This window comes from Nocardiopsis sp. LDBS1602 (genome assembly GCF_035818715.1).
Classification (GTDB): Bacteria; Actinomycetota; Actinomycetes; order Streptosporangiales; family Streptosporangiaceae; genus Nocardiopsis; species Nocardiopsis alba.
On sequence record NZ_JAYLVW010000002.1, the window covers coordinates 876,065 to 899,577 of the forward strand.

The window sequence follows — 23,513 nt, forward strand, 5'->3', positions numbered from 1 at the left end:
TTCAGCCGGACGGAGAGCACGCGGGTGTCTGTTCCTCGCGTATGCGGGGATGGTCGGGGAAGGACGAGGCCGGACGGCGCCCGCTCACTCCCGCCGCGCGCCGTCCGGCCCACGGCCACCGCTTCACGGGTGGTCCGGTGCTCGCAGGTCCTGCCGCCGGGAGCCGAACCGTCCGAAGAGCGTAGGCCGACCCGTCTCAGCTCCGCGCCGCCGGACGGCCCACTCCGTACAGGTACAGCAACGCCGTCATCGTCGTGCCGCTGACCAGCTTCCGTTCCGCCACGAGTTTCGGGACATCGGCGAGAGGCACCCACTCGATACGCTCGGATTCCCAATCCTCCAGGGGATCACCGATGTGCTCGGCGGAGTCGGCGAAGAAGACGTGGTGTTCCGAGTCCGAGATCCCCGGAGTCGGCTGGACGTACACCAACGGGTACAGAGGCCCCGGACGCCAGCCGGTCTCCTCCTCCACCTCACGAGCCGCCGCCTCCTCAGGGGCCTCGCCGTCGTCGATACCGCCGATGGGGATCTCGTAGCCCCAGGTATCGGTGATGAATCGGTGCCGCCACTCCAACAACACGTCGCCGTGATCGTTCATCACGACCGCGCCGGCCCCGGGCGAGGACCGTATGAGCCGGTGCTCCAGGTGGCGGCCACCGCTGATCTCCACGTCCGCGACCCGAATGTCCAGCCACCGGTCCCGGTAGAGCTCTTCCTCGGAGTGGACGGTCCAGCGCACGGCTACTCCCCGACATCGGCGACACGTGCCCCCACCCAATCACAGCCCTCGGCCGGGAGATCCTCGGTGCATCCATCCCCCTAAGGCGGACGGTCCTGGAGAGCCCCACCGCGTCGTCTTCACCCACCCGGGGTGTCCGTTTCCCGGAAGGGCCCTAACGGAGCGCTTCGTCGGCGGCGACCAGCCTCGTGGCTCCGCCGGGGTGGATCGCCTGGGACAGCACCGAGTTGTGGTGGGCGATGATCCGCTCAGGGGCGATCCCTGCCTCGGGGTCCCCGTCGGCCATGGGGGCGTGGCCATCGGAGACCAGTTCCACGGCGAAACCGTGACTCGTGGCGGACCGGACCGTGGTGTCGACGCAGTAGTCGGTGGCGGCCCCGGTCACGACCACGGTGTCGGTCCCGAGGGAACGCAGGTGGTCGGCGAGCCCGGTCTCCCAGAAGGAATCCGTGGCCCGCTTGGGCACGATGCGGTCCTCGGGGCCGATCCCCACCAGTGGGCTCACCTCGCGTCCGGGCAGATCGGGGTCGAAGGGGTCTCCCGGGGGGCCCACCTGGTGGGGGACGAGCACGGGCACTCCGACCTCCCGCGCTCTGGAGGCCAGTGCCCCGAGCCTTCGGGCGAGGTCCTCTCCCCGCCAGAGACCCTCGACGAGGAACGTGTGCATGTCGATGATGAGCAGGGCGTGCGTCATGAGGCCGACGTTAGATGCGAAGGCCCACGAGATCCACCGTGGGGCAGGGGCGGCGGGGCCGGCCGGTCGAGCGGGGTCCCGTGTTCTCCGGCCTGCGTCGACCCCTCCTTGCTGGAAGGAGGCGGGGTGCCCTCGTATCGAGGACCTGTGTGTTCGCGCTACGGCGACCGCGGGGGGGATGGCGGCCGGTCCTGGATAGTCCCGCCGCGTAGCCCCCGGCCTTACGGGAGGCGGGGTGCCCTTCGCCTCCGCATTCCATGAGAGGCTCCGGGCCGGAAGCGACCGGTGGGCGGTTCTCTCCCGCGCGCCCGCCGGCCGTCATGGATATTCGATTGCCCCGACCCGCGGGGCGGGCGAGGATCGTGGAAAACGTGCGTCACCGGAGACGAAAGGGCTCCTTCCGGGGACGTCCACCACCCGACCCGTGGAACCACTACCGAGGAGAGACGATGATCGACCCCCGCCTCGCGGGCCGGACCGTGCTGGTCACCGGCGGTTCTGGGAACGTCGGCGCGGCCATCGCCCGCGCGTTCGCCGAGCAGGGAGCACGCGTGGCGATCCACTACCTGGCCCAGGACCCGTCCAGCCCGGCCGGCATCGAATGGGCTCATGTCACCCCGGCCGAGGGTGAGGCGGAGCGGCTCGCGGAAGAGCTCGGCAACGGCTCCTTCGCGGTCAGCGCCGACCTCTCCGAACCGGAGGGTCCGGTCCGGTTGCTGCGAGAGGTCGTCGAGCGGTCCGGGGCGATCAACGTCCTGGTCAACAACGCGGCCCACTGCGAGCTGCCGGATGACATCGACACCCTGACCCACGCCTCGTTGGAGCGTCATTATCGAGTGAACGCCATCGCCCCCGCGGTCCTCACGGCCGGGGCGGTCCGGCTCCGTCGAGGTGACGCCCCTTTGTGCGTCGTCAACATCACGACCGACGCCGCCCGTGCCTTCCCGGGGCAGACCGGCTACGGAACCTCCAAGGGCGCGCTGGAGGCACTCACCCGTTCCACGGCGCTGGACCTGGCGGCGCGTGGTGTGCGCGTGAACGCCGTCGCGCCCGGCCCTGTCCAGACCGGCTGGATGGATGACGATCTCCTCGCCCGTGTGGAGGAGATCGTGCCGATGGGCCGTGCCGGAGATCCGGAGGACATCGCCGACGCCGTGGTCTATCTGGCCTCTCATCAGGCCCGATGGGTGACCGGTCAGGTTCTTCAGGTCGCCGGCGGGCACGCGTTGTGACCGCCCTCGGGCACTGAATCCCGGTGAGAGGTCCGAACGTTCATTCGTCGGACCCCTCCTTCGGTACCGGTGTCCTTGCCTACTTCGCGCTCATCCTGCCCTGGAACCTGTCCAGGACGGCCGGGGTCTTGTACAGGCCGTACGGGTCGTCCCGCTCGTCGGGGCCGCTGAAGTTCACGGAGTCGGCGGCCCTGTAGTGGTCGTCCTTCGGCGGGAACCGGGTGATCAGGCCGTCGAGGAGCAGCGGCGTGTCCGCCTCGAATTCGACGGTGCCGTCCTTCGTGTGGATCCCGGCCTTGAGGAGTAGGAGGCTCCGGTGCATGAACCGGGGCGGCGATATCTGCTCCACCAGTAGACGGCTCTCGAACTCGGAGGCTCCGCCGGCGAGGTCGAGGGAGACATGGTGGACCCCGTCGCGTTCGCCCTTCAGGGACAGAGAGTCCGTCCTGAGGCGGATGTGGCTCTCGGGGTCGTCGGGATCGTTGTTCTCTCCCAGGTCCTCGGGGACGGCTTCGACCGTCTGGCGTACCTCGCCTTCGAAGTCGAGGTACATCCATGTGTCGAGGTAGGAGAAGGCGACGTCTTCGGCGCGCAGGGTGTAGACGATCTCGTCGCCGACGGAGGGCAGCATGAGGGATCCTTCCGATCTTGAGAGGAGCGTCGGCCGTCGGGGTCACGGCCACGCGAGTGCTCAGAGTATCGATATGGCTCCTCTTTGTGATCATCCTGTGCTCTGCCCCTGCTAGGAGATCGGTACGAGAGGGGGCGACACCGTTGAAAAGGAACCCGATCACGGTGCCGGACCGGCCGCCCCGAAACCCTCGCGACGACCGGTCCGGATCACGTTCCCTCGCTACGCCTCCGCGGAGGGATCCTTCAACACCCCTGAGGCCTTCAACAGCCTGCCCTCGCGGGTGGTGAGGTAGACCAGGTCCTCGTCGCGGTCCAGGGCGACGCCGCAGATCGAGCCGATGCCGTCGACCACCACGCGCTGGTGCCCTTTGGCCGCACCTTCGGCCAGCACGATCTCGTGCAACCGGCTGCCACCCGGGTCGGAGACATAGGCGGTGCTCTCTCCGTCCAACGCCACACGAACGCTCTGCCCCAGAGCCGAGGCCACCTCCCGCGGAGGTTCCTCGCCCTCCGCCGCCAGGTCGATCTCGTAGAACTCGCCTCTGCCGTGCTGGCCGACGTAGGCCTTGTCCCCGACCAGCGCCACCCCGGCGGCGTTCCGCACCGGCCAGCTGCGGCGCTGTTCGGCGGACCCGCCGCTCAGATCCAGTTCGACCAGCTTTCCGGCCGAGTAGTCGCTCACGTAGATCCTGTGGTTCGGCAGGTCCAGCGCCACACCGTAGGCCCGGATCTTCTCGGCGACCACGACCGGAGCGGCCGAGGGTTCTGACAGATCCACCGTGAGCAGGCGTTCGCCGTAGTCGGTGACGTAGGCCTTGCCCCCGGCCTTGTCCAGGGCCACGTCGTTGGTGTCGCCCAGGTTCTCCGCGATCCGTTCCACGGCCCCGCTGTCGAGGTCCACCTTGTACAGCCGCCCCCGGTTGCCTCCGGGGCGTTCGACGACGTAGGCCTTCCGGTTCTCCAGGTCCAGGGCCAGCCCCTCGGCCGTGCCCAGGCCGGTGGCGATCTCGACGGGTGCGGCCCTCGGCGCCACCGGCTCCGTGGCGTCCTCCTTGTGGAGGGGGTGGTGCTTCTCCTCGAACACGAGGTTCTCCAGCTCGAAGACCTCGTGCTCACCGGCCAGGGTGGAGACGACCTCGGCCTCGCCCTTCTGCATGAAGGGCTTGCCGTCGTCGGTCAGGTCGAAGGATTCCGTGTCCGGGCCGGTCTCGCCGAGCTTCCAGGCGAGCACCCTGGAGTATTTCGGCTCCTTGGCCTGCGGACCGTTCGGTTCGACCTCCTTGACCTCGACCGGTTCGGGGTAGTGCAGCGCGACCCAGCCGCCGAAGGAGATGGGGAACTCGTAGTCGAACCTCCGCACCTGGCGCCGCTGCGTGGCCAGGACGTCGACCCGACTGCCGACCTCGCCGTTCAGCGTCGACGACGTCTTGAACCCGGTGGTCAGCGAACCACTGACCGAGCCGGTGATCCCGAGCATGAGCTGGGCCGACAGCTCTCCGGTGCCCGTCGCGGTGCTCGTGGCCGTGGTCGTGCTCGTCGACTGGGACTGGGACTCCATGTCGACACCCTGGTTGTCCTTGCTGTTCTTCAGGGTGGTCTTCTGGGAGTTGGTCATCGCCATGCTCTTCTGCAACTGCTGCTGTAGAGAGGCGGTGGTCTTCGCGCCGAAGGTGAGCTGCACCTGTCCTTGGAGCGACCAGCTGATGGTGTTCGAGATCGAGAACTCGACCGTGTGCGACCACGTCGTGGGGGTGGGGTCGGTCCGGTTGATGTAGGTCTGCTTGGAGACGACGTCGGGCGGCGGCTGCGTGATGTCGCCGCGCTCCTCGACCAGGGGCACGCCCACCGTCATATAGGCGCGCCACCCGCGTTGATGGGCGGTCTCCTCGCGGGTGGGGAAATCGCCGAACCTTCCCTTGTTGAGGGAGAAGCCGGTGGGATAGACGTAGCGGTCCTTACCGTCGGACGTCTTCTTCTCGGCCTTGCGCTTCAGTTTCTCCTTGTCCCTCTCCAGAATGACGGGGGCCTTGGCGGCGATATCGAGTTCCTTCAGATTCCTTCCCGTCAACGGGTGGCGGATGAACCGTTCGCCCAGGTGAGTCGTGCTCACATGGTTCTTCGTGGGGCCGCCCATGTTCTTCGTCCTCCTCGTATGTGGAACTCGGGGTCTTCGCTATCGGAATCGGAGGGTGCGGTGGGAGAACCGCCCATGGGGTCATTCCTTCGGAGGTTTGCGGTCGAACCCCTGCACGTTCTTCGTCGATTCGTAGTTGTCGTTCTTCAGCCGCTCCCGCTCCTCCGCGTCGATATCGGGCCGGTCCTTCTCGTCGATCTCCACCTCGACGTCCTCGAACGCCTTGTCCTTGGCGCCGGAGGCCATATCGCTCGTCGAGGCGGGGTCCTCACTGGCGTCCTGCTGAGTGGAGGCGGCCGTCTGCGTGTTCTGGAACAGGGGGGTGACGAAGCCGTTCAGGATCGCCAGTGCCTCGGGCGAGGTCTCGCGCACGATCTTGGGGTCGCGCTCGACCTCGGGGATCCCTTCGAGGAGTTCGGGGTCGACCCCCTCCCACTCGGGGCGGGCGCCGGGGATCTTCTCGTGCACGTTCCGAGAGGACTCCTCGGCGGCTCGGGCCTCGTTCTCTCCATTGCCGAAGATGTTCTTGAAGGTCATGTCCCTGCCTTCGCTCCGTTTCGGATCTCGGGGGTCGGATTCTTTTTCGGGGTTCTTCGAGTAATGGCTCTCCTTCGCTCTTCGGGCATGGGTACGGGCCGTCCGTTATCGCTCGGGTGGGCGCGGTTTTCCTGAAAAAGACAAGGGGGTGCCACGGAAGGGGCGCCTTCGCCCGAAAGAGATCAGTGGTCGGGGGTGAGGGGTTTCAGGGATGCGTCATGTTCGCCGAGGGAGGCCATGCGCCGTGTTCCGTGCGGGGTGTTCGTGACTCCTTCCGTCATGGGGCGAGAGGTGACGGATCCGCGTCCGTCCATACCCCCATGGTGAAGGATTCACTCGGATTCGGCATGCGGTTTCCCGGTGGAAGTCGGGGAATCTTGTAAGTGGTCTGGAAAGTCTGAAATAAGACACTCGCCCGGAAAGTTCTTCTCTGGGGCCGCGTGGTAATTTCAGCTATTAACTTCGGAGTCGGGAAGCGTCGAGCCTGGAATTCAGGTCGATGAGATCTTGTCGAGAGCGACGGGCCCGGGAGTCTTGGTTCCCGCGCCCGCCGACGTCGGGGAGGGGCTCTACCCCCGGGGGATCCCCGTGCCCAGCGCGGCCACGATCGAACGGGCGGTGCCCGCCGGGTCCTCGACGGACGTCCTGCCCGCGTAGACCGCCTGGAAGGCCTCGAAGAGGGCCGCTCCGGTCAGGGCGCGGGAGAGTGCCCGCGTGTCCGTGTCCCGGTCGACGCGCCCCTCGGCGACCTCCGCCTCCAGATAGTTCTGGACCAGCAGCGCCGGGTATTCGGGCCCCGCGCCGATACGGTCGACGCTGCGTCGGTGCGCTTCGAGCAGGCTCGGGCTGCCGAAGATCGAGGCGGCGATCGGGAAGCTCTCGACGTAGAACATCAGCAGCCACTCGACGAAGGTCTCGACGTTCTCGCGGACGGTGCGGGTGCCGACGAGCGAGTCGGGGCTGTTCAGACGAGGGGCGCGCTCCTTCAGAACCGCGACGAAGAGCTCCTGCTTGTCGGTGAAGTTCTTGTAGAGCAGGGCCTCCGAACAGCCGGCCTCGCGGGCGATCTCGCGCGTCGTGGTGGCGGCGATGCCCTGTCTGCGCATCACGCCGGCGGCCGCGTCCAGGATTCTCTCCCGGGCACTCATGCGATCTCCTCCTGCTCTTCGTGGGGCTTGACATTACCCCGGTCACTCTTCAGTCTGGGGGTGAGTAAACACTTACTCACCCCTGGAGTGGAAGGAACCGAGATGAGGATCGCCATCGTCGGAGCGACCGGTCGTACCGGCAGGGAGGTCGTCCGCCTCACGATGAGGGACGGCCACCACGTCGTCGCGGTCGTGCGGAACCCGGACCGGCTGAACGACCTTCGGCCGACCGAGGTGCGCGTCGCCGACGGACTCGACGTGACCGCCCTGTCGGAGGCGATCCAGGGGGTGGAGGCGGTCGTGATGTGCGTCGGCCCGGTCAAGGGCGAACGGGCCGACGTCCTCTCGGCGGCGATCACCACGCTCATCGAGGCCATGGGGAACGCGGGCGTGGAACGCCTGGTGGCCATCACCGCCAGTGGCTGGCTGGTCGACGGAGACGATCCGCTGAGCAGGTTCCTGGCCAAGCCGATCCTGGCCCGGGCACTCCGTGAGGAGAACGCCGCGTTCGCCTCGGCCGAGAGGTCGATCTCCGCGAGCCCCCTGGAATGGACCATCGTGCGGCCGCCGATGCTCAAGGACGGACCCGCCACGGGAAGCTACCGGCAGCGGCGCGACGGCAACGTGCGCTGGCACTACTCCATGCGCCGGGCCGACCTGGCGCGGGTGATGCTGGACGTGCTGGAGGACCCCACCGCCGTGCGGAGCACGGTCGCGGTGACCGGCTAGGAGGGGAGGGCCCTTACCCCAAGGCCTCGTTCAGGCTTTCCTCCAGCCTCCCGAACATCAGATCCGGACTCGCGCCCCACTGGCCGAGGTGCTCCATGAGCTCACCATCGATGAGCAGGCTCTCGTCGAGATCCTCGAGGGCGACCGGAGCCTCCGCATCGTCGACCAGCGCTCGTGCGGCGGCCAGGTACAGACGGCCACGCCCCTCCCGGGGCAGAGGATCGAAGAGAACGATCTCCTTCGGAGCGACCTCCGCGTCCTGGAGCGGCGCCTCCAGATGGGAGGACAGCTCCGGGACCTGGGACCAAGGCGCGACCTCGGCCGGTATGGAGCCCGTTCGCGCGTCGATGAACAGGGAGTCCCCGGTGGTGCCCTCGCCGAACAGGAGGGTCAGGGGGTCCCCGTCGACACCGGTCACCTGCTCGGAGGAGAGCGAATGGAGCCGGGGCGGCTCGGCCCCTTCCCAACGCTGTTCCCAGAACGCCGTTCCGCTCTCGGTGCGCAACGCGCGTACATGGGCGGCGTCCTCGCCCTCGCAGCCGTGGGCCGAGAGCACGGTCGAAGTGTGGGAGAGCAGCGCGATCTCTCGGGCTCTACCCTCCTCGCAGGTCTCATCGAGGTCCACGGTCCAGTCCGGTTCCTTGAACGGGGGAGTGCTCACCTCCACCAGTCCGTCCGCGAGGGTCACCTGCGTGCTTTCGTCCGCGAGCCGCACCTGGGCCGTTTCCTCCAGAGCGTCGACGGTCTCCGAGACCGAGACGCGGCCCCGTTGGGTGTCCACCAGGAGAAGCCGTTCCCTGCCGAAGGGCCCGATGTCGTCCCGGTGCCGTACAAGGAGGATGTCGCCGCCGGGTGAGAGCGCCGTGGCCACGACCTCCCCGGGAAGGTCGTGCCGCCAGACCCGCCGTACCGGATCCACCCCGTAGGAGACCACCGTCTCCGCGAAGACCACGACGACCCCGTGGCGGGAGATCGACGTGTCCTGGACCGGGCCGTGGCCGTCCTCCTCGGCGTAGGTGACGACCGCGTCCAGATCCTCCCGGGTCCAGGCGGGACGTGTACCGCTCGACGCGGATTCGCTGAACCTCGGCTCGACGGGAGGAGCGCATCCGACGACGAGGGCGATCGAGAGCCCCAGGGCCAAGGCCGGCAGACGAGACATGAGGGGGAGACCTTCGGCGTCGGGGGAGCGTACGACGGGCAGCCTAACGATCACGGATACGGGTCGGGGGAGGGCCTCTCCGGTGCCCGTCGGCGATCGAGGTCCTCCCACGGTGAGCCCTGCTCGGCCACCACCTCGGTGAGCAGGTCGTGCAGCCGCGCGCTCTGGAGATCCACACCGGTGTCCCACCCCTGGAGGGTGTCGGGCAGAGCTCCGTCGACCGTGAGCCCCGCCTCTTGGAGGTCCTCCGGACGGATCGTCCCCTGCTCCAGGAAGAGCCCGGCGATCTCCAGGGCGAACCGGTTCTGGGCGTCCTGAGGGTCCTCGATCAGGAGAAGACGGGCCGGTGCTCGGCCCTCCTCCACTCGAGGAGGCAGGTAGTCGGCCTCGCCCAGGACGTCACCGAGGTCCAGATAGCCCTCCGCCCACTCTCCGCCCAACAGCCGTTTCACCGGGTCGTCGGTGCCGCCCGGGATCGTCGTGGGGGTGAGAGCGAGCAACTCGGGCGTCTCGGCGCCGGGCCAGGAACGGCTCTCCAACACCGTGCCGGTGTCGGCGGACAACTCCACCGACCGCACCTCGTCCCCACAGACGCCCACCACGGTCACCCGTGCCCCCACGGCCGCGGCCTCGGTGCTCTCGCACCCCTGGTCGTGGGTCCACAGTTCCCGGTTCTCGTCCAGCGACCTGGCCTCGACCCGTCCGTCGTCGGAGAGCACGACCCTGGCCTCGGCCGTCAGTACGGACACCACGTCCTGAGGAGCCTCCGCGGTCCAGTGCGCGTCGACGACCTTCCCGGTGTCGGCTTCGAGCACGAGCCATCGCGTGCGACCGGACAGCAGGGCCGAACCTTCGTAGGCCACCACCACTCGTTCTCTGTCCGCGGTCACCCCGGCGGCCGTCGCCCCACCCAGGTCGTGTCGGCTCCACACCTCGACGACGGGGGCGGTGCCGAACAGGGCGACCGCCTCGTCGAAGACCGCCAGCACACCGTCGTTCGTGGTCGAGAGCTCCCGCACCGGACCTCGAGGATCGTCCTCCAGGAGTTCGACCACCCGGTCCGCCTCGTCCAGGAGCAGCCACTCAGGGGCCTCATGGTCCGACGACGCGAACTTCCCGGCCAGGTAGGCCGGCAACACCCCCAGGGCGGCTCCGAGAAGGGCGACGAGAAGAACGGTGATGGCGATGAGAGAGGGGATCGTGAACTTCGAGGTCATGTCCAGGGGGTTCCAGAGGGCTCTGTTCCAGGGGCTTCGGGTCTTGGCCCCGGCCTTCGTCCCGCAGGGCGGGGCGTCTCGATCGTAGGGGCCCGTGTGGGTGGACCGACCCGGCCGTCCGTGAACGGGTATCCACACCTACCCGGCGTCGGGGTGGGCTCGGGCGCGGCGGCGGGCCCGGTAGGCGGCCGCCTTCATGCGGTTGCCGCACTCGTCCATCCCGCACCACGTCCGTCGTGCACCGCGCGAACGGTCGAGGTAGAGGCGGGTGCAGTCGGGCCGCCCGCACTCCTTGAGGGCGGCCTCCGGGTCGGCGAGGAGGGCGATGGCGCCGCGCGCCACCTGGGCGAGCGCCTGGGCGAGGGTGCCCGAGACGTGTACCCCTTCGTCGTCGAGTTCGACGGTGGGCGGGGGACCGGCCGCCGTCGTGTTGAGGACCGCGAGGTCGTCGGGGGCGAACGGCCTCTCCGCGATCCGGTCGAGGGCGAGCCGGTAGATCGCCTCGCGCAGTGATAGCGCCGAGGCGAGGCCCTCCGGGTCGGCGACGACCGCGTCGGGAAGACCCTCACAAGAGGCGACCCATCGTTCCAGGTCGGACGGGGTATTCAGAAGGTCGACGGGGGTGCTGCGACGAGAACCCACGGTGCCCGCCAGGTCGAGGGCCGGGTCGCCGCTCACGAAGGAGAAATTCACGTCACCATCTTGACCGGTTACGGGGCCGATGACAAGATCGTCACCGGTTCGACCGGTGACGCTTCCGCGTAGGGGGACACAGTGACAGAGATCCGTGACATCGACGCCGTCGTCTTCGACGTCCTCGGAACACTGGTGGACGAACCCGGCGGGCTCCGCGCCCACATCCGCGCGCTGTTGCCGACGGCCGATGACGGAACCGTCGACGAGCTGCTCGCCCTGTGGGGGAGCCACGTCGAGACCGAACAGGCGCGCGTCGTCCGGGGGATCCGTCCGTACGCGAACTCCGAGTTCATCGAGGCCGAGGCCGCCCGACGGGTCGCGGACCACGCGGGGATCGACGATCCGGAGGCCGTCGCCCACCTGGTCACGGCCGGCCGACGCCTGTTCCCCTGGGGCGACTCCGTGGCCGGCCTGGACCGGATCGCCCGGCACTACCCCGTGCTGGGGTTGTCCAACGCGAGCCGGTCCGCCCTCCTGCGGCTCGACGCCCACGCGGGGCTGCGCTGGCATCAGGTCCTGTCCGCCGAGGAGGTCCAGGCGTACAAGCCTGCGCCGGAGGTGTACCGGCTCGCCGTCGACGTCGCCGGAAGCCCGGCCGAACGCGTGCTCATGGTGGCCGCCCACGCCTGGGACCTGCGCGGAGCACAGGCGGTGGGGATGCGGACCGCCTACGTCCGGCGCCCGGTCGGAGATCCGCCGCAGGACTCCGACACCTTCGACGGACACTTCGAGAACCTCGACGAACTGGCGGCCGCGCTGACCGAGGGGTGACCGGGGCGCCTCGCGCGAAGGGCCGGAAGCCCGGTGCGACACAATGCCGGCATGGCCCACATCGCGCTGTTCCACTCGATCCTCGGTCTTCGACCGGTCGAACTCTCCGCCGCCGACCGGCTCCGGAACGCCGGACACGAGGTCGTCGTGCCCGACCTCTTCGGAGGCGAGGTCGCGACCACCCTCGACGAGGGCTTCCGGCTGCTCGACCGGGTCGGCTGGGGGCGGGTGATCGAACGCGCCCGGAAGGCCGTCGAGGACCTGCCTGCGGAGACCGTGCTCATCGGCGTCTCGATGGGGACGGGCGTGGTCACCGACCTGTGGTCCGAGCGTCCCGACGCCGAGGCCGTCGTCCTTCTGCACGCCGCCGCCGTCCCGCCCGCGTCGGTGCGACCGGGGGTCAGGGTTCAGTTGCACGCCGCCGACCCCGACGACTTCGCGCCCCCGGAGGACGTCGAGGCTCTGCGCGAGGCGGCCCGGGAGAGCGGCGTCGACCTGGAGGTCTTCCGCTATCCGGGAGCCGGGCACTTCTACACCGACCCCACCCTCCCCGACCACGACCCGGACGCGGCCGAGCCGACCTGGCGCCGGGTGCTGGACCTCCTCGCCTGAGCAGGGCCTCGACGCCGCTCGATCCGTACGGGTGGGGCGTCCGGAGTAGGGCCCTCGTCGGCGTTGTCCTCGAATCGCTTGGGATGTCGCCGTCCGGGAACGATCCCGCCCTTGGTGGTCGTATCGGCTACCGAAGGCACGATCGACCGGAACGAGGAGCGCGGCATGAACTTCACCCAGTGGAACACCCACACGATCGGGTTCGGCCCGGGAGAGGTGACCAAGCGGTTCAGGCGCGGTCATCACGAGGAGTGCGCCCGGGAGTGGCGGGCGCTCACCCTGCTCGCCGAGTACGCGCCGGGTACGGCTCCGACCCCGCTGCGGGCGGATCTGGACGCCGAGGAGCCGGTGGTGGTGATGTCGCGGCTGAACGGTGAGACGCTGCGCGGCCGACCTCTGCGGGAGGAGCTGGTCCGGGCGTTCTCCGAGGCGGTGGAGCGGATCCACACCGCGCTTCCCGCCGACGTCCTCGCCGAGGTCGCCCCGCGTCCGTGGCAGGTGGCGACGGCCCTGGAGTCGGTACGAGTCGGGGTCGCCGAGCTGCGTCCTCGTATGGCGCCCCATGTGGCCCGGGTGGCGGACGAGGCGTTGAACCGGCTCTCCTACTTTCCGGTCAGGGCCCCGGTCTCCCAGGTGCTGGGGGCCGGGGACGGCAATCTCGCCAACTATCTGTGGGACGGCTCCGGGGTCCTGCGGGTCGACTTCGAGGACTTCGGGCGCAGTGATCGGGCCTTCGAGCTGGCGGAGATCGTCGAGCACGTGGGGAGCTGGGTGGAGCACCCCTTGGACGTGGATCTCTTTCTGAAGGGGTTCTCGCTCACATCGGCGGAGTCCGAACGGCTCGTCGGGTGCCGTCGTCTGCTGGCCCTGGGGTGGCTGTTGCTGTTGTGCCGGGACGCGGAGGGCGTGCGGCGTAACCCGCCGGGGACGGTGGATCGGCAGGCCGAGCGTCTCGCGGCGCTGCTCGACTGATCCTCCGGTCGGGGTCCCGTCGGGTCGCGTTTCGGGATCACAGGTTCTCACGGGGGTGTTCACAGAGGCTCACAAATGGTATTACCATTCTCGGAGCCTGTTTCAAGCGCAGGTCAAGGCGGTGTCACGGCGTGTCCGAGGGCACCGCCGCCCCCGTCCTCACCCCGTCCACCGGAAGGCCCCGGCGTGGAGAACTTCGAACCCGTCTACGGCACGGGTCCCCTCCTAGGGATCGCCGCGGGAGCCATCGCGCTCCTGCTGCTCCTGATCATCCGTTTCCGACTTCACGCGTTCGTCGCCCTCGTCCTGGTCAGCGTGCTCACCGCGTTGGCCGCGGGCATCCCCGTCGACGGGGTGGTGCCCACCCTCCTCGACGGCTTCGGCGGCACCCTGGCCAACGTCGCCCTCCTGGTGGGTCTGGGCGTCATGATCGGCCGCATGCTGGAGATCACCGGCGGCGCCGCCGTCCTGGCCTCCGCGCTGATCAAGGTGTTCGGCGAAAGACGCGCCCCGCTCGCGCTCGGCGTCGCCTCGCTCCTGTTCGGCTTCCCGATCTTCTTCGACGTCGGCCTCGTCGTCATGCTGCCGATCGTCTTCAGCGTCGCCCGACGCGTCGGCGGTTCGGTCCTGCTCTACGCGCTGCCCACGGCCGGCGCCTTCGCCGTGATGCACGCCTTCGTGCCGCCCCACCCGGGTCCGGTCACGGCCGCCGTCGAGATCGGCGCGGACATGGGTCTGACGCTGCTCGTCGGCGCCCTTCTGGCCATCCCCACCTGGTACCTGGCCAGCTACCTGTTCGGCCTGTGGGCCGGCAAGCGCTTCGAGCTGCCCGCCCCCGACGACCTCCTGCCCGGCGGCGAGGTGAAGCACGAGGACCCGCCGCGTCTGCTCACCGTCGTGAGCATCCTGCTGCTGCCGATGCTGCTCATCTTCGCCAACACCGGCATGGGCACGGCCGTGGCCACCGGGGCGGTCTCCGAGAGCGCCGTGTGGGTCCAGTCCCTGCGCCTGGTGGGCGAGACGCCCATCGCGCTGCTCATCACCGCCCTCTACACGATGGTCGTGCTCAGCCGGGGCCGCTTCACCCGTCAGCGGGTGGAGGAGATCGTCGGCGGCGCGCTCGGCCCGGTCTGCGGCATCATCCTCATCACCGGCGCCGGCGGCATGTTCGGCGGGGTCCTGCGCACCAGCGGGATCGGCGACGCGCTCGCGGGCAGCCTGGAGTCGACGGGCATGCCGGTGATCGTCGCGGCCTTCATCATCGCGCTGGCCCTGCGGGTGGCGCAGGGGTCGGCGACGGTCGCCATCACCACCTCGGCCGGTCTGATCGCCCCGGCGGTGCAGGCCACCTCGGGGTTGAGCTCCATCGACCTGGCCCTGATCGTGATCGCCATCGCCTCGGGCGCCACCGCCCTGTCGCACGTCAACGACTCCGGGTTCTGGCTGGTCGGCCGTTTCCTGGGGATGGACGTCAAGACCACGCTCAAGACCTGGACGGTCATGGAGACGCTGATCGGCTTCATCGGATTCGGGTTCGCCTTCGGTCTGTCCCTGGTGCTGTGAACCGGTGGCGGCGATGCGGGGCGACGGTTCAGCGAGGGTCCGGTCCGGGCTCCTTGAGGGCGTCGCTCACCTCGGTCACGATCGAGCGCATCGCCGCCTCGGCCACGTCGGGCAGTCCGTCTCGGACGGCCCGCGCCACCGCCGTGTGCAGGCGCAGCGCCTCCGGACGGGGGCGGTGCGGCATCAGGTCGTAGGAGGTCCGGCCGATGAGGACCTCGGACACGACCTCGGCCAGGCCGGAGAACATCTCATTGCCGGACAGGTCCAGGATGTGCCGGTGGAAGGCCACGTCCAGCTCCAGGAAGGTGTCCAGCAGGCCGGCGTCGCCGGTCCGGGTCATCTCCTCGGCCACGTCCACGAGCCGGGCCCGCTCCTCGGGGGAGCCGCGTTCGGCGGCCAGGGCCGCGGCGGCGGGTTCGACGGCGGCGCGCAGTTCGTTGAGGGAGCGGAGTTGGGCCATGCGTCCGGCCCCGGCCAGGCGCCAGCGGATGAGCTGGGGGTCGAAGACGCTCCACTGGGCCTGGGGGCGGACCTTGACTCCGGTGCGGGGGCGGCTGACCACCAGCCCCATCGACTCCAGGACGCGGACGGCCTCGCGGGCCACGGTTCGGGAGACCCCGAAGTCCTGTTCCAGGCCGCTCAGGGTGAAGGTGTGGCCGACGGAGTACTCGCCCGCGGCGATCGCCGGTCCGAGCACCGCCAGCACCCGGTTGTGCAGTGTGCGATGCGTCGTGCCCATCGTCGTTTCCTCGAACTTCCCGGTCTGCCCGTCGCGACGGTGTGGGGCGGGGTCAGGTCGAAGCCTAGCCGGATTGATTGGTAACACTATTTATGGCGGCGTCGCGGGGGCGGCGTGCCGACGGACGGAGAGACCATGCACTTTGTCTTCATGGGGGTGTCGGGCAGCGGTAAGACGAGCGTGGCCGAACGGGTCGCGAACCGTCTCGACCTGCCCTTCGCGGAGGCCGACGCCTTCCATCCCCCGGCCAACATCCGCAAGATGGCGGCCGGAGACCCCCTGACCGACGAGGACCGTCGGCCGTGGCTGCGTGAACTGGCCGACTGGATCGGCGCTCACGAGGTGCTCGGCGAGTCCACCGTCATGGCCTGTTCGGCGCTCAAGCGCGACTATCGCGACGTGCTGCGCACCGGTGCCCCCGGCGTGGAGTTCCTGCACATGCACGGACCGGACGAGGTGATCCGGGCGCGGATCGCCGCGCGCAAGGGCCACTTCATGCCGCCCGCGCTGTTGCGCTCCCAGTTGGAGGCGTTGCAGCGGCTCGACCCCGACGAGGCGGGGAGGGAGTTCGACGTACGTTCCGACCTGGATCCCCTCGCCGAGGAGGCCCTGGAGTACGTGCGGGGGCGGCTCGGGTCGGCGGCGGTCTGATCCCCTCGGGAACCGTCGATCGTGGTGGTCACGGCGCGGTGACGGTGGGGCGGGTGTGGCATTGATCCACTTGTGTCCCGAGCCGAGGCACGCGACCCTGTTCGTCATGCAAGACTCCCGAACGTCCCCTCCCTCCGCCTCCCGACCCTTCAGCGTGGTGCCCGCGCCCCGGCAGAGCCTGCTGGCCGCGCGTCACCCTGGAGTGAGGCCCCCGCTGGACGTGCGGCAGACCTGTGTCCTGATGTGCGTGGCCGCCGTGGGGCACCTCCTGACGTCCTACCGCGCCTGGGCGCTCCTGGACGCGGGTGTCCCCGCCGCCAGAACGGCGGACCTGTGGCTGCTGATCTCGTTGTCGGTGCTGGTCGCCCTCGGTCTGGTGGTGTCGGTCCTCGCGTTGCGCCGCGCCGGTCACGCGTTGTGGCGTCTCTCCCGGCTCGGCGCGGTGATCGCCTTCGGGACGGCGCTGTACGCCCTGTACCAGGCGGCGGTGCTCGCCGATACGTGGCTGATGTTGGCGGGCTCGGGTGCGGCCCTGCTGTCCATCACCGTCAACATCGCCCTGCTGAGCACCGGTATCCGCTCCTGGTGCGCCCGCTAGTCCGTGTCCGTTCGAAGGGTCCGCCGGCTCGTCCCGGCGGGCCCTTCCGTATGTCCGTGAAGTGTGTTCCCGGTGAGGGTGAAGGCATCTCCTGAGGCCTGGAAAACAGACATCAGGGCATAAAGGTAAATTCATGGGATCATCGGGTCATGCTCTTTTCGGAGGTATTCGAAAACGCATGATCGATCGATCAGGTTTTCCCTCTTCGTTTATGGGAAGGGGCTGGACACTCGGGCGTCGAAATACCACATCGGGTCACGGCACAGAAGTGAAACGGTTGTATTAATACCCAGCCGTCTATCTTCCCAGGGGGAGCGTGCGCGGTCTAAGGTCCACACCATCGTTCCGGGTCTCCAAACCCCCCGTCCCCTGAGGTGGACCATGTTCACGAAGACTCCCCGAAAGCCGCTGGGCCTCTTGGCCGTGGCGGCCTCGCTCACGCTGGTGGCGACAGCCTGCGCGGAGAGCGACCGCGACTCCGCCGGAGGCGACGACCGGCCTTTCGTATTCGCCGCCACGGGTGACATCACCGCACTCGACCCCTTCCTCGCCAGCGACGGCGAGACCTTCCGCTACAGTCGGCAGGTTTTCGACACCCTTCTCGAACACGAATCCGGTGGCACCGAGATCGTCGGCGGACTGGCCGAGGAATGGGAACAGTCCGAGGACGGAACGGTCTGGACCTTCAAACTCCACGACGGGGTGAAGTTCCACGACGGGGACGACCTCGACGCTGAGGCGGTCTGCGCCAACTTCGACCGTTGGCACAACCTGAGCGGCGGATATCAGAGCTCCAACAACTCCTATTACTGGCAGAAGATCTTCGGCGGATTCGCGGAGAACGAGGACGACTCGCTCCCCGAATCGCGCTACGTCTCCTGTGAGGCCCAGGACGAGCTCACCGCCGTCATCGAGGTCACCGAGTACTCCTCGCTCTACCCCGGTGGTTTCAGCCTCGCCGCCTTCGGCATCATGAGCCCCACCACCCTGGAGAACATCGCCGACGCCGAGATCAGCGGCGACGAGGGCAACTTCACCCTGCCCGAGTACACCCAGGTCGCGGGCACCGTCGCCGGTACCGGCCCCTTCACCGTCGAGGACTGGGACCAGGACCAGTCCGAGATCACCCTCAAGCGTTTCGACGACTACTGGGGCGACCCGGCGGGCTTCGAGACGATGCTCCTGCGCACCATCCCGGACGAGAACGCCCGTCGCCAGGCCCTGGAGGCCGGTGACATCCACGGCTACGACCTCGTGGCCCCGGCCGACGTCGGCCCGCTCCAGGAGGCCGGCTTCGAGGTGCCCACCCGAGGCGTCTTCAACGTCCTCTACCTGGCCTACCAGCAGGACGACGAGGCGCTCGCCGACCTCGAGGTCCGTGAGGCCCTCTCCCACGCGGTGAACCGCCAGCGCATCGTCGACACCATCCTCCCCGAGGGCGGCGAGGTCGCCTCGCAGTTCCACCCGGACACCCTCGACGGCTGGTCCCCGGACGTGCGCGAGATCGAGTACGACCCGGAGCTGGCCCGAGAGAAGCTCTCCGACGCCGGCTACGAGGACCTCGAGGTCGAGTTCTGCTACCCGACCGAGGTCACCCGCCCGTACATGCCCGCGCCCAAGGACATCTTCGACGTCATCACCGAGGACCTCCAGGAGGCCGGTGTGACGGTGAACGCCAGCAGCTACGAGTGGGCCGAGTACATCAACCAGACCGACAGCGGCAACTGCCCGCTCTACCTGCTCGGCTGGACCGGCGACTACAACGACGCCTACAACTTCATCGGCACCTGGTTCTCCACCCCCAACAGCGCCTGGGGCCTGGACGAGCCGGAGCTGTTCGACCTGATGGCCGAGGTGAGCACCAACCCGGACGAGGAGGAGCGCATCGCCGGCTACCAGGAGCTCAACGAGATGGTGATGGACGTCCTTCCGGGGCTGCCCATCTCCAGCTCCCCGCCCTCGATCGTCTTCTCCTCGGAGGTCCAGCCCCCGAACGTGAGCCCGCTCACGCAGGAGATGTTCGCCGAGGCCTCCTGGAAGTAGACACCCGCCTCCCCGATCCGAGGTGAGGTCATCTCCCGGGCCCGACCGCGTTCGGACGAACCGGTCGGGCCCGGCCCCACGAGGGTCACGACCCTCACGGCCCACGGGTCCCCGTGACCCGTGCCCCTCCCGCGGCGGTGTCCTCGTCGCCTCACCCCCGGGGGACGACCCCTCCCTCCATGCCCGACCCGTCGCGAACCGGCGGGGGACGCCTCGGCGTCCGTTCTCATCACCACTGGCGAAAGGCGGCGAAGGTGCTGCGATTCATCGTCAGGCGACTCCTACAGCTGATCCCGACATTGGGCGGCCTGTCGATCCTGCTGTTCGTCTGGCTCCAAAGACTGCCGGGCGGCCCGGAGTACGCCCTTCTTCCCGACGACGCGACGGCCGAACAGCGCGAGGCGCTGCGCCGTTCACTGGGCCTGGACCAACCGTTCACGGTGCAGTACCTGTCCTTCCTGCGCAGGATCGCGCAGGGTGACCTGGGAACCTCCCTCCAGACCGGACGACCGGTCCTGGACGAGTTCTTCCTCCGGTTCCCGGCCACGTTCGAGCTGGCCGTGAGCGCCATGATCATCGCCGTCACGATCGGCCTGCCGCTGGGCTATCTGGCGGCCCGCCGACGCGGCACCGCGCTGGACTTCGCGGCCGTGGGCGGATCCCTGCTCGGCATCTGCACGCCGGTCTTCTTCCTGGCGTTCATCCTCAAGGTGATCTTCGCCGAACGCCTGGGCATGTTCCCCTCGGCCTTCCGCCTCTCCCCGGGGCTGAGCCGCACCGACATCACCGGGTTCGTCGTCCTGGACGGCCTCATGACCCGGGAGTGGGACGTGGTCTGGGACGCGCTCGCCCACCTGGTGCTGCCCGGACTGGCCCTGGCCTCCATCCCGCTCGCGGTCATCACCCGTATGACCAGGGCCAGCGTCCTGGAGGTCATGGGTGAGGACTACGTGCGCACCGCCGACGCCAAGGGGCTGCGCCGTAACACCGTGCGCACCCGTCACGTACTGCGCAACGCGCTGCTGCCGGTGGTCACCGCCGTGGGTCTGCTGGCGGGCAGCCTCTTCGCGGGAGCGGTCCTGACCGAGAGCGTCTTCGCCTTCCCGGGCATCGGCTCGTTCGTCTACGCGGCCACCCAGGAACGCGACTATCCGGTCCTGACCGGCTTCATCCTGCTCATCGCCACCATGTACGTGTTCATCAACCTCCTGGTCGACATCTCGTACAGCCTCCTCGATCCGAGAGTGCGGGCCCAGTGATGCCAACGACACCGAGCTCCCAGAACCCCTCCGAGAGCCCCGAGACCCGGGGCGGCGGAGAGGACACCGCGCCCCGAGAGTCCACCGAGGGCCGGGTCCCGCTCCACCGGCGCAAGGCGGCCAAGGTCGACCGGCTCGCCGAACTCATGGGCGAACGCTCCGACGACGGCCACGGCGCCGGGGTGTGGCGCGAGGCCTTCCGGCGCATGAGCCGCAGCCCCATGGCCATCAGTGGCGCGGTCATCGTCGCCGTGTTCCTCCTGGTCGCGCTGTTCTCGCCGCTCATCGCCCCCTACAGCCCCACCTCACAGGCCTGGGGCGGCGAGGTCTTCCCCAACCGCAACGAGTTCGTCGGCCCCCGCGCCGAGAACTGGCTGGGCCTGGACCACCTGGGCCGGGACATGTTCTCCCGCATGGTGATCGGCGCCCGCCAGACCCTCATGGTCGGCGTGGTCGCCACCCTCGTCGGGTTCCTGTTCGGCGCCCTGCTCGGCGGCACCGCCGGGGCCTGCTCGGTCCTCGGCGGCCGTTGGGGACGCCAGGTGGACAACGTCATCATGCGCGTCATCGACATGATGCTGGCCCTGCCCACCCTGCTGCTCGCCGTCACCGTCGCCGCGCTCGTCGGACCCAGCCTCACCACCGTCATGCTGGCGGTGGGTATCGCCCAGGTGCCGATCTTCGCCCGCCTGCTGCGCGGCGCGATGATCTCCCAGGGCAACCGCGAGTACGTGCTCGCCGCCCGGGCCCTGGGCGTACGCGGCCACAAGATCGCGATCTCCCACATCCTGCCCAACTCGATGGGACCGGTGATCGTGCAGTCCACGCTCACCCTGGCGACCGCCATCATCGACGCGGCCGCCCTGTCCTATCTGGGGCTGGGCAACCCGGACGCCTCCTTCCCCGAATGGGGCACGATGCTCTCCGAAGCCCAGAGGTTCCTTTCCACGGCACCCTCTCTGGCCGTCTACCCGGCCCTGGGCATCATCATCACCGCGCTCGGCTTCACCCTCATGGGCGAGTCGCTGCGCGAGGCGCTCGACCCGAAGTTGAGGAAGTGACCATGAGTTCCAGCACGCCGCTGTTGGCGGTGGACGAGCTGTCCGTGGTGTTCCGCGGACGCGGGTCCGGTGAGGTACGGGCCGTGGACGGGGTCTCCTTCACCCTGGAGGAGGGCCGGGTCACGGGTCTGGTCGGCGAGTCCGGTTGCGGTAAGAGCGTCACCTCCCTGGCCCTGATGGGGCTGCTCCCGGACCGGGGGGTCGAGGTCGGCGGCAGCGCCGTCATGCGGCTGCCCGACGGCTCCGAGGACCTGCTGAAGGCCTCACGCCGAAGGATGCGCGACCTGCGCGGCTCCCAACTGGCGATGATCTTCCAGGACCCGCTCAGCTCGCTCAACCCGGTGATCCCCATCGGACGCCAGGTCACCGAGATCCTCCAACGTCACCGGGGGATGCGCGGAGCGGCCGCGCGCAAGGAGGCGGCCGACCTGCTGCATCGGGTGGGGATCCCCGACCCGACCCGGCGCCTGAGCGAATACCCGCACCAGCTCTCGGGCGGTATGCGTCAGCGCGCGCTCATCGCGATGGGGGTGGCCTGCCGGCCCCGCGTGATGATCGCCGACGAGCCCACCACCGCCCTGGACGTCACCATCCAGGCCCAGATCCTCGAGCTGCTCAAGGACCTGGTCACCGAGGAGGGCACCGCCCTGCTGATGATCACCCACGACCTGGGCGTGGTGGCCGGCATGTGCGACGACATCAACGTCCTGTACGCGGGGCGGGCGGTGGAGACCGCTCGGCGGCGTCCCCTGTTCGCCGCCCCCACCCACCCCTACACCGTGGGTCTGCTCGGATCCATCCCGCGGTTGGACTCCCCGCGGGGCGAACCGCTGACCCCCGTACGCGGCTCGGTCAACGACAACATCGCGTGGACGGACGGATGCGCGTTCGCCCCCCGCTGCGACCACTACACGATGGAGTGCCTCCAGGGGCCGCCCCCGCTCGTCCGCCTGGAGAACGGCGACGAGGCGGAGCACGTCCACCGCTGCGTGAACCCCATCGAACACGCCGAGGTGGTGGACCGGACGGTCCTGGACGGCCCGGCCGTGGTCGGTGACGACGAGGAGGAGCGGCGATGAGCCTGCTACAGATCAAGGACCTCAAGGTCCATTTCCCGATCAGGCGCGGGGTGCTCTTCGACCGCACCGTCGGGCACGTCCAGGCGGTCGACGGGGTCTCGCTGGAGATCGAACGGGGCAGCACGTACGGCCTGGTGGGGGAGTCGGGCTGCGGTAAGACCACCCTGGGCCGGGCGGTCCTGCGCCTGAACGAGATCACCGAGGGCGAGGTCTGGTTCGACGGCCGCGACCTGGCGGGGCTGCCCGCCGAGGAGATGCGCCGCGAGCGCGCCAACCTCCAGATGGTCTTCCAGGATCCACTGGGCAGCCTCGACCCGCGCCAGAACATCGGGTCGATCCTCATGGAGGGGCTCCAGACCCACGGGATCGGCGGCCCGTCGAAGGAGGACGTGCCCGAGGGCATCGGGGCCAAGGAGCTCCGGCGCCTGGTCGAGGAGGACCGTCGGGCCCGTGTCGTGGAGGCCCTGGAGCGGGTCGGGCTGTCGGCCAAGGCGCTCAAGCGCTATCCGCACGAGTTCTCGGGTGGTCAGCGTCAGCGCATCGGTATCGCCCGAGCGCTGGTCCTGCGCCCCGACCTCATCATCTGCGACGAGCCGGTCTCGGCGCTGGACGTGTCGATCCAGGCGCAGGTGCTCAACCTTCTGGAGGAGCTCCAGGACGAACTGGGCCTGACCTACCTGGTGATCGCGCACGACCTCGCGGTGGTGCGGCACGTCAGCGACGTCGTCGGCGTCATGTACCTGGGCTCCCTCGTGGAGGAGGCCACCAGCGACGAGCTGTACGCGGCCCCCGCGCACCCCTACACCAGGTCGCTGATGTCGGCGGTGCCGGTTCCGGACCCGACGGTGGAGGACACCCGCGAGCGCATCCTGCTCGCCGGCGACCTCCCCTCGCCCGCGAACCCGCCGTCCGGCTGCCGCTTCCACACGCGCTGCCCCTGGCGCCAGGAGGAGCGCTGCGACACCGAACGCCCCGAGTTGCGTCCGCTCCACGGTGAGCAGGGCAGCGGTACCCACCGCGTGGCCTGCCACTACGCGGAGCGGATCCTGTCGGGGGAGATCCGCCCCAGCGCGGAACGCGCCGAACGGATCGTGCACGGCACGGGCTGAACGGCCACGGGGGCGCGGGGGCCGGGGGGCGGCCCCCGCGCCCCCCGCGTGCCCCGGCCCCCCCCCCCAGGAGGGCGGGGCGCCCCGGCGGGGGTAACCCCCGCCCAACATTGCCCCGCGGGAACACGCCCCCAA

General features: G+C 69.2%; 23 protein-coding genes. 13 read left to right on the forward strand and 10 right to left on the reverse strand.

The features are described from left to right. Positions 1-196 precede the first annotated feature (196 nt). The gene (locus U9J66_RS11990; RefSeq protein ID WP_326337685.1) at positions 197-739 is read right to left on the reverse strand and encodes an NUDIX domain-containing protein; all 543 of its coding nucleotides are present in this window, start codon (positions 737-739) and stop codon (positions 197-199) included. Between the two features lie 154 nt (positions 740-893). Next, positions 894-1,433: an isochorismatase family protein gene (locus tag U9J66_RS11995; protein WP_326337686.1), complete on the reverse strand. Its 540-nt coding sequence runs from the start codon at positions 1,431-1,433 to the stop codon at positions 894-896. 449 nt (positions 1,434-1,882) lie between these two features. Between U9J66_RS11995 and U9J66_RS12000 the strand changes: the two genes are divergently transcribed. Next, on the forward strand, positions 1,883-2,665 hold the full coding sequence (locus U9J66_RS12000; RefSeq protein WP_161110511.1) for an SDR family NAD(P)-dependent oxidoreductase: 783 nt from the start codon (positions 1,883-1,885) through the stop codon (positions 2,663-2,665). Positions 2,666-2,744: 79 nt separating this feature from the next. Here U9J66_RS12000 and U9J66_RS12005 read toward each other — a convergent pair whose 3' ends face one another. From U9J66_RS12005 to U9J66_RS12020, 4 genes are all read right to left on the reverse strand, one after another. Further along, a complete protein-coding gene (locus tag U9J66_RS12005) occupies positions 2,745-3,296 on the reverse strand; it encodes a hypothetical protein (protein WP_326337687.1) in 552 nt (183 codons plus the stop codon). Positions 3,297-3,518: 222 nt separating this feature from the next. Beyond that, on the reverse strand, positions 3,519-5,432 hold the full coding sequence (locus U9J66_RS12010; protein WP_326337688.1) for a YncE family protein: 1,914 nt from the start codon (positions 5,430-5,432) through the stop codon (positions 3,519-3,521). 81 nt (positions 5,433-5,513) lie between these two features. After that, positions 5,514-5,969 (reverse strand): hypothetical protein, encoded by a 456-nt coding sequence (locus U9J66_RS12015; protein WP_326337689.1) that lies wholly within the window; start codon positions 5,967-5,969, stop codon positions 5,514-5,516. 569 nt (positions 5,970-6,538) lie between these two features. Continuing rightward, entirely contained in the window at positions 6,539-7,117 is a 579-nt protein-coding gene (locus tag U9J66_RS12020) for a TetR/AcrR family transcriptional regulator (RefSeq protein WP_161110508.1), read from the reverse strand. Between the two features lie 102 nt (positions 7,118-7,219). Between U9J66_RS12020 and U9J66_RS12025 the strand changes: the two genes are divergently transcribed. After that, positions 7,220-7,846, forward strand: coding sequence for an NAD(P)-dependent oxidoreductase (locus U9J66_RS12025; RefSeq protein ID WP_326337690.1), 627 nt, complete (start codon positions 7,220-7,222; stop codon positions 7,844-7,846). A gap of 13 nt (positions 7,847-7,859) precedes the next feature. Here the strand turns inward: U9J66_RS12025 and U9J66_RS12030 are convergent, their stop codons facing one another. The 3 genes from U9J66_RS12030 to U9J66_RS12040 form a co-directional block, all read right to left on the reverse strand. Further along, the gene (locus U9J66_RS12030) at positions 7,860-9,008 is read right to left on the reverse strand and encodes a hypothetical protein (protein WP_326337691.1); all 1,149 of its coding nucleotides are present in this window, start codon (positions 9,006-9,008) and stop codon (positions 7,860-7,862) included. A gap of 50 nt (positions 9,009-9,058) precedes the next feature. After that, positions 9,059-10,225 carry a hypothetical protein gene (locus U9J66_RS12035; protein WP_326337692.1) on the reverse strand — a complete coding sequence of 389 codons (1,167 nt, stop codon included), beginning with the start codon at positions 10,223-10,225 and terminating at the stop codon, positions 9,059-9,061. A gap of 138 nt (positions 10,226-10,363) precedes the next feature. Continuing rightward, entirely contained in the window at positions 10,364-10,918 is a 555-nt protein-coding gene (locus tag U9J66_RS12040) for a CGNR zinc finger domain-containing protein (protein WP_326337693.1), read from the reverse strand. An 81-nt stretch (positions 10,919-10,999) separates the two neighbouring features. Here U9J66_RS12040 and U9J66_RS12045 point away from each other — a divergent pair, with 81 nt between their 5' ends. The 4 genes from U9J66_RS12045 to U9J66_RS12060 all read left to right on the forward strand — a co-directional run bounded on the left by U9J66_RS12045 (position 11,000) and on the right by U9J66_RS12060 (position 14,839). Beyond that, positions 11,000-11,692 (forward strand): haloacid dehalogenase type II, encoded by a 693-nt coding sequence (locus U9J66_RS12045; protein WP_161110504.1) that lies wholly within the window; start codon positions 11,000-11,002, stop codon positions 11,690-11,692. Positions 11,693-11,743: 51 nt separating this feature from the next. Continuing rightward, positions 11,744-12,304, forward strand: a complete 561-nt coding sequence (locus U9J66_RS12050) for a dienelactone hydrolase family protein (protein ID WP_326337694.1) — start codon at positions 11,744-11,746, stop codon at positions 12,302-12,304. Positions 12,305-12,469: 165 nt separating this feature from the next. Continuing rightward, positions 12,470-13,276, forward strand: coding sequence for an aminoglycoside phosphotransferase family protein (locus tag U9J66_RS12055; protein ID WP_036567772.1), 807 nt, complete (start codon positions 12,470-12,472; stop codon positions 13,274-13,276). 186 nt (positions 13,277-13,462) lie between these two features. Continuing rightward, positions 13,463-14,839 (forward strand): GntP family permease, encoded by a 1,377-nt coding sequence (locus tag U9J66_RS12060; protein WP_161110502.1) that lies wholly within the window; start codon positions 13,463-13,465, stop codon positions 14,837-14,839. 28 nt (positions 14,840-14,867) lie between these two features. On the opposite strand, the gene U9J66_RS12065 is transcribed toward U9J66_RS12060, so the two are convergent. After that, complete coding sequence (locus U9J66_RS12065) at positions 14,868-15,578, reverse strand: FadR/GntR family transcriptional regulator (protein WP_326337695.1); 711 nt, start codon at positions 15,576-15,578, stop codon at positions 14,868-14,870. A 135-nt stretch (positions 15,579-15,713) separates the two neighbouring features. On the opposite strand from U9J66_RS12065, the gene U9J66_RS12070 reads away from it, so the two are divergent. The 7 genes from U9J66_RS12070 (at position 15,714) to U9J66_RS12100 (ending at position 23,378) form a co-directional block, all read left to right on the forward strand. Continuing rightward, a complete protein-coding gene (locus U9J66_RS12070) occupies positions 15,714-16,229 on the forward strand; it encodes a gluconokinase (protein ID WP_014910156.1) in 516 nt (171 codons plus the stop codon). A gap of 106 nt (positions 16,230-16,335) precedes the next feature. Then, positions 16,336-16,827: a hypothetical protein gene (locus U9J66_RS12075; protein WP_326337697.1), complete on the forward strand. Its 492-nt coding sequence runs from the start codon at positions 16,336-16,338 to the stop codon at positions 16,825-16,827. Between the two features lie 381 nt (positions 16,828-17,208). Next, complete coding sequence (locus U9J66_RS12080) at positions 17,209-18,870, forward strand: ABC transporter substrate-binding protein (RefSeq protein ID WP_326337698.1); 1,662 nt, start codon at positions 17,209-17,211, stop codon at positions 18,868-18,870. Between the two features lie 254 nt (positions 18,871-19,124). After that, the gene (locus tag U9J66_RS12085; protein WP_014910880.1) at positions 19,125-20,129 is read left to right on the forward strand and encodes an ABC transporter permease; all 1,005 of its coding nucleotides are present in this window, start codon (positions 19,125-19,127) and stop codon (positions 20,127-20,129) included. Next, positions 20,129-21,190 carry an ABC transporter permease gene (locus tag U9J66_RS12090; protein WP_326337699.1) on the forward strand — a complete coding sequence of 354 codons (1,062 nt, stop codon included), beginning with the start codon at positions 20,129-20,131 and terminating at the stop codon, positions 21,188-21,190. Before U9J66_RS12085 ends, U9J66_RS12090 begins: the two co-directional genes overlap by 1 nt. A 2-nt stretch (positions 21,191-21,192) precedes the next feature. Continuing rightward, positions 21,193-22,269, forward strand: coding sequence for an ABC transporter ATP-binding protein (locus U9J66_RS12095; RefSeq protein WP_161110500.1), 1,077 nt, complete (start codon positions 21,193-21,195; stop codon positions 22,267-22,269). Beyond that, a complete protein-coding gene (locus tag U9J66_RS12100) occupies positions 22,266-23,378 on the forward strand; it encodes an ABC transporter ATP-binding protein (RefSeq protein ID WP_014911026.1) in 1,113 nt (370 codons plus the stop codon). Before U9J66_RS12095 ends, U9J66_RS12100 begins: the two co-directional genes overlap by 4 nt. Positions 23,379-23,513 lie beyond the last annotated feature (135 nt).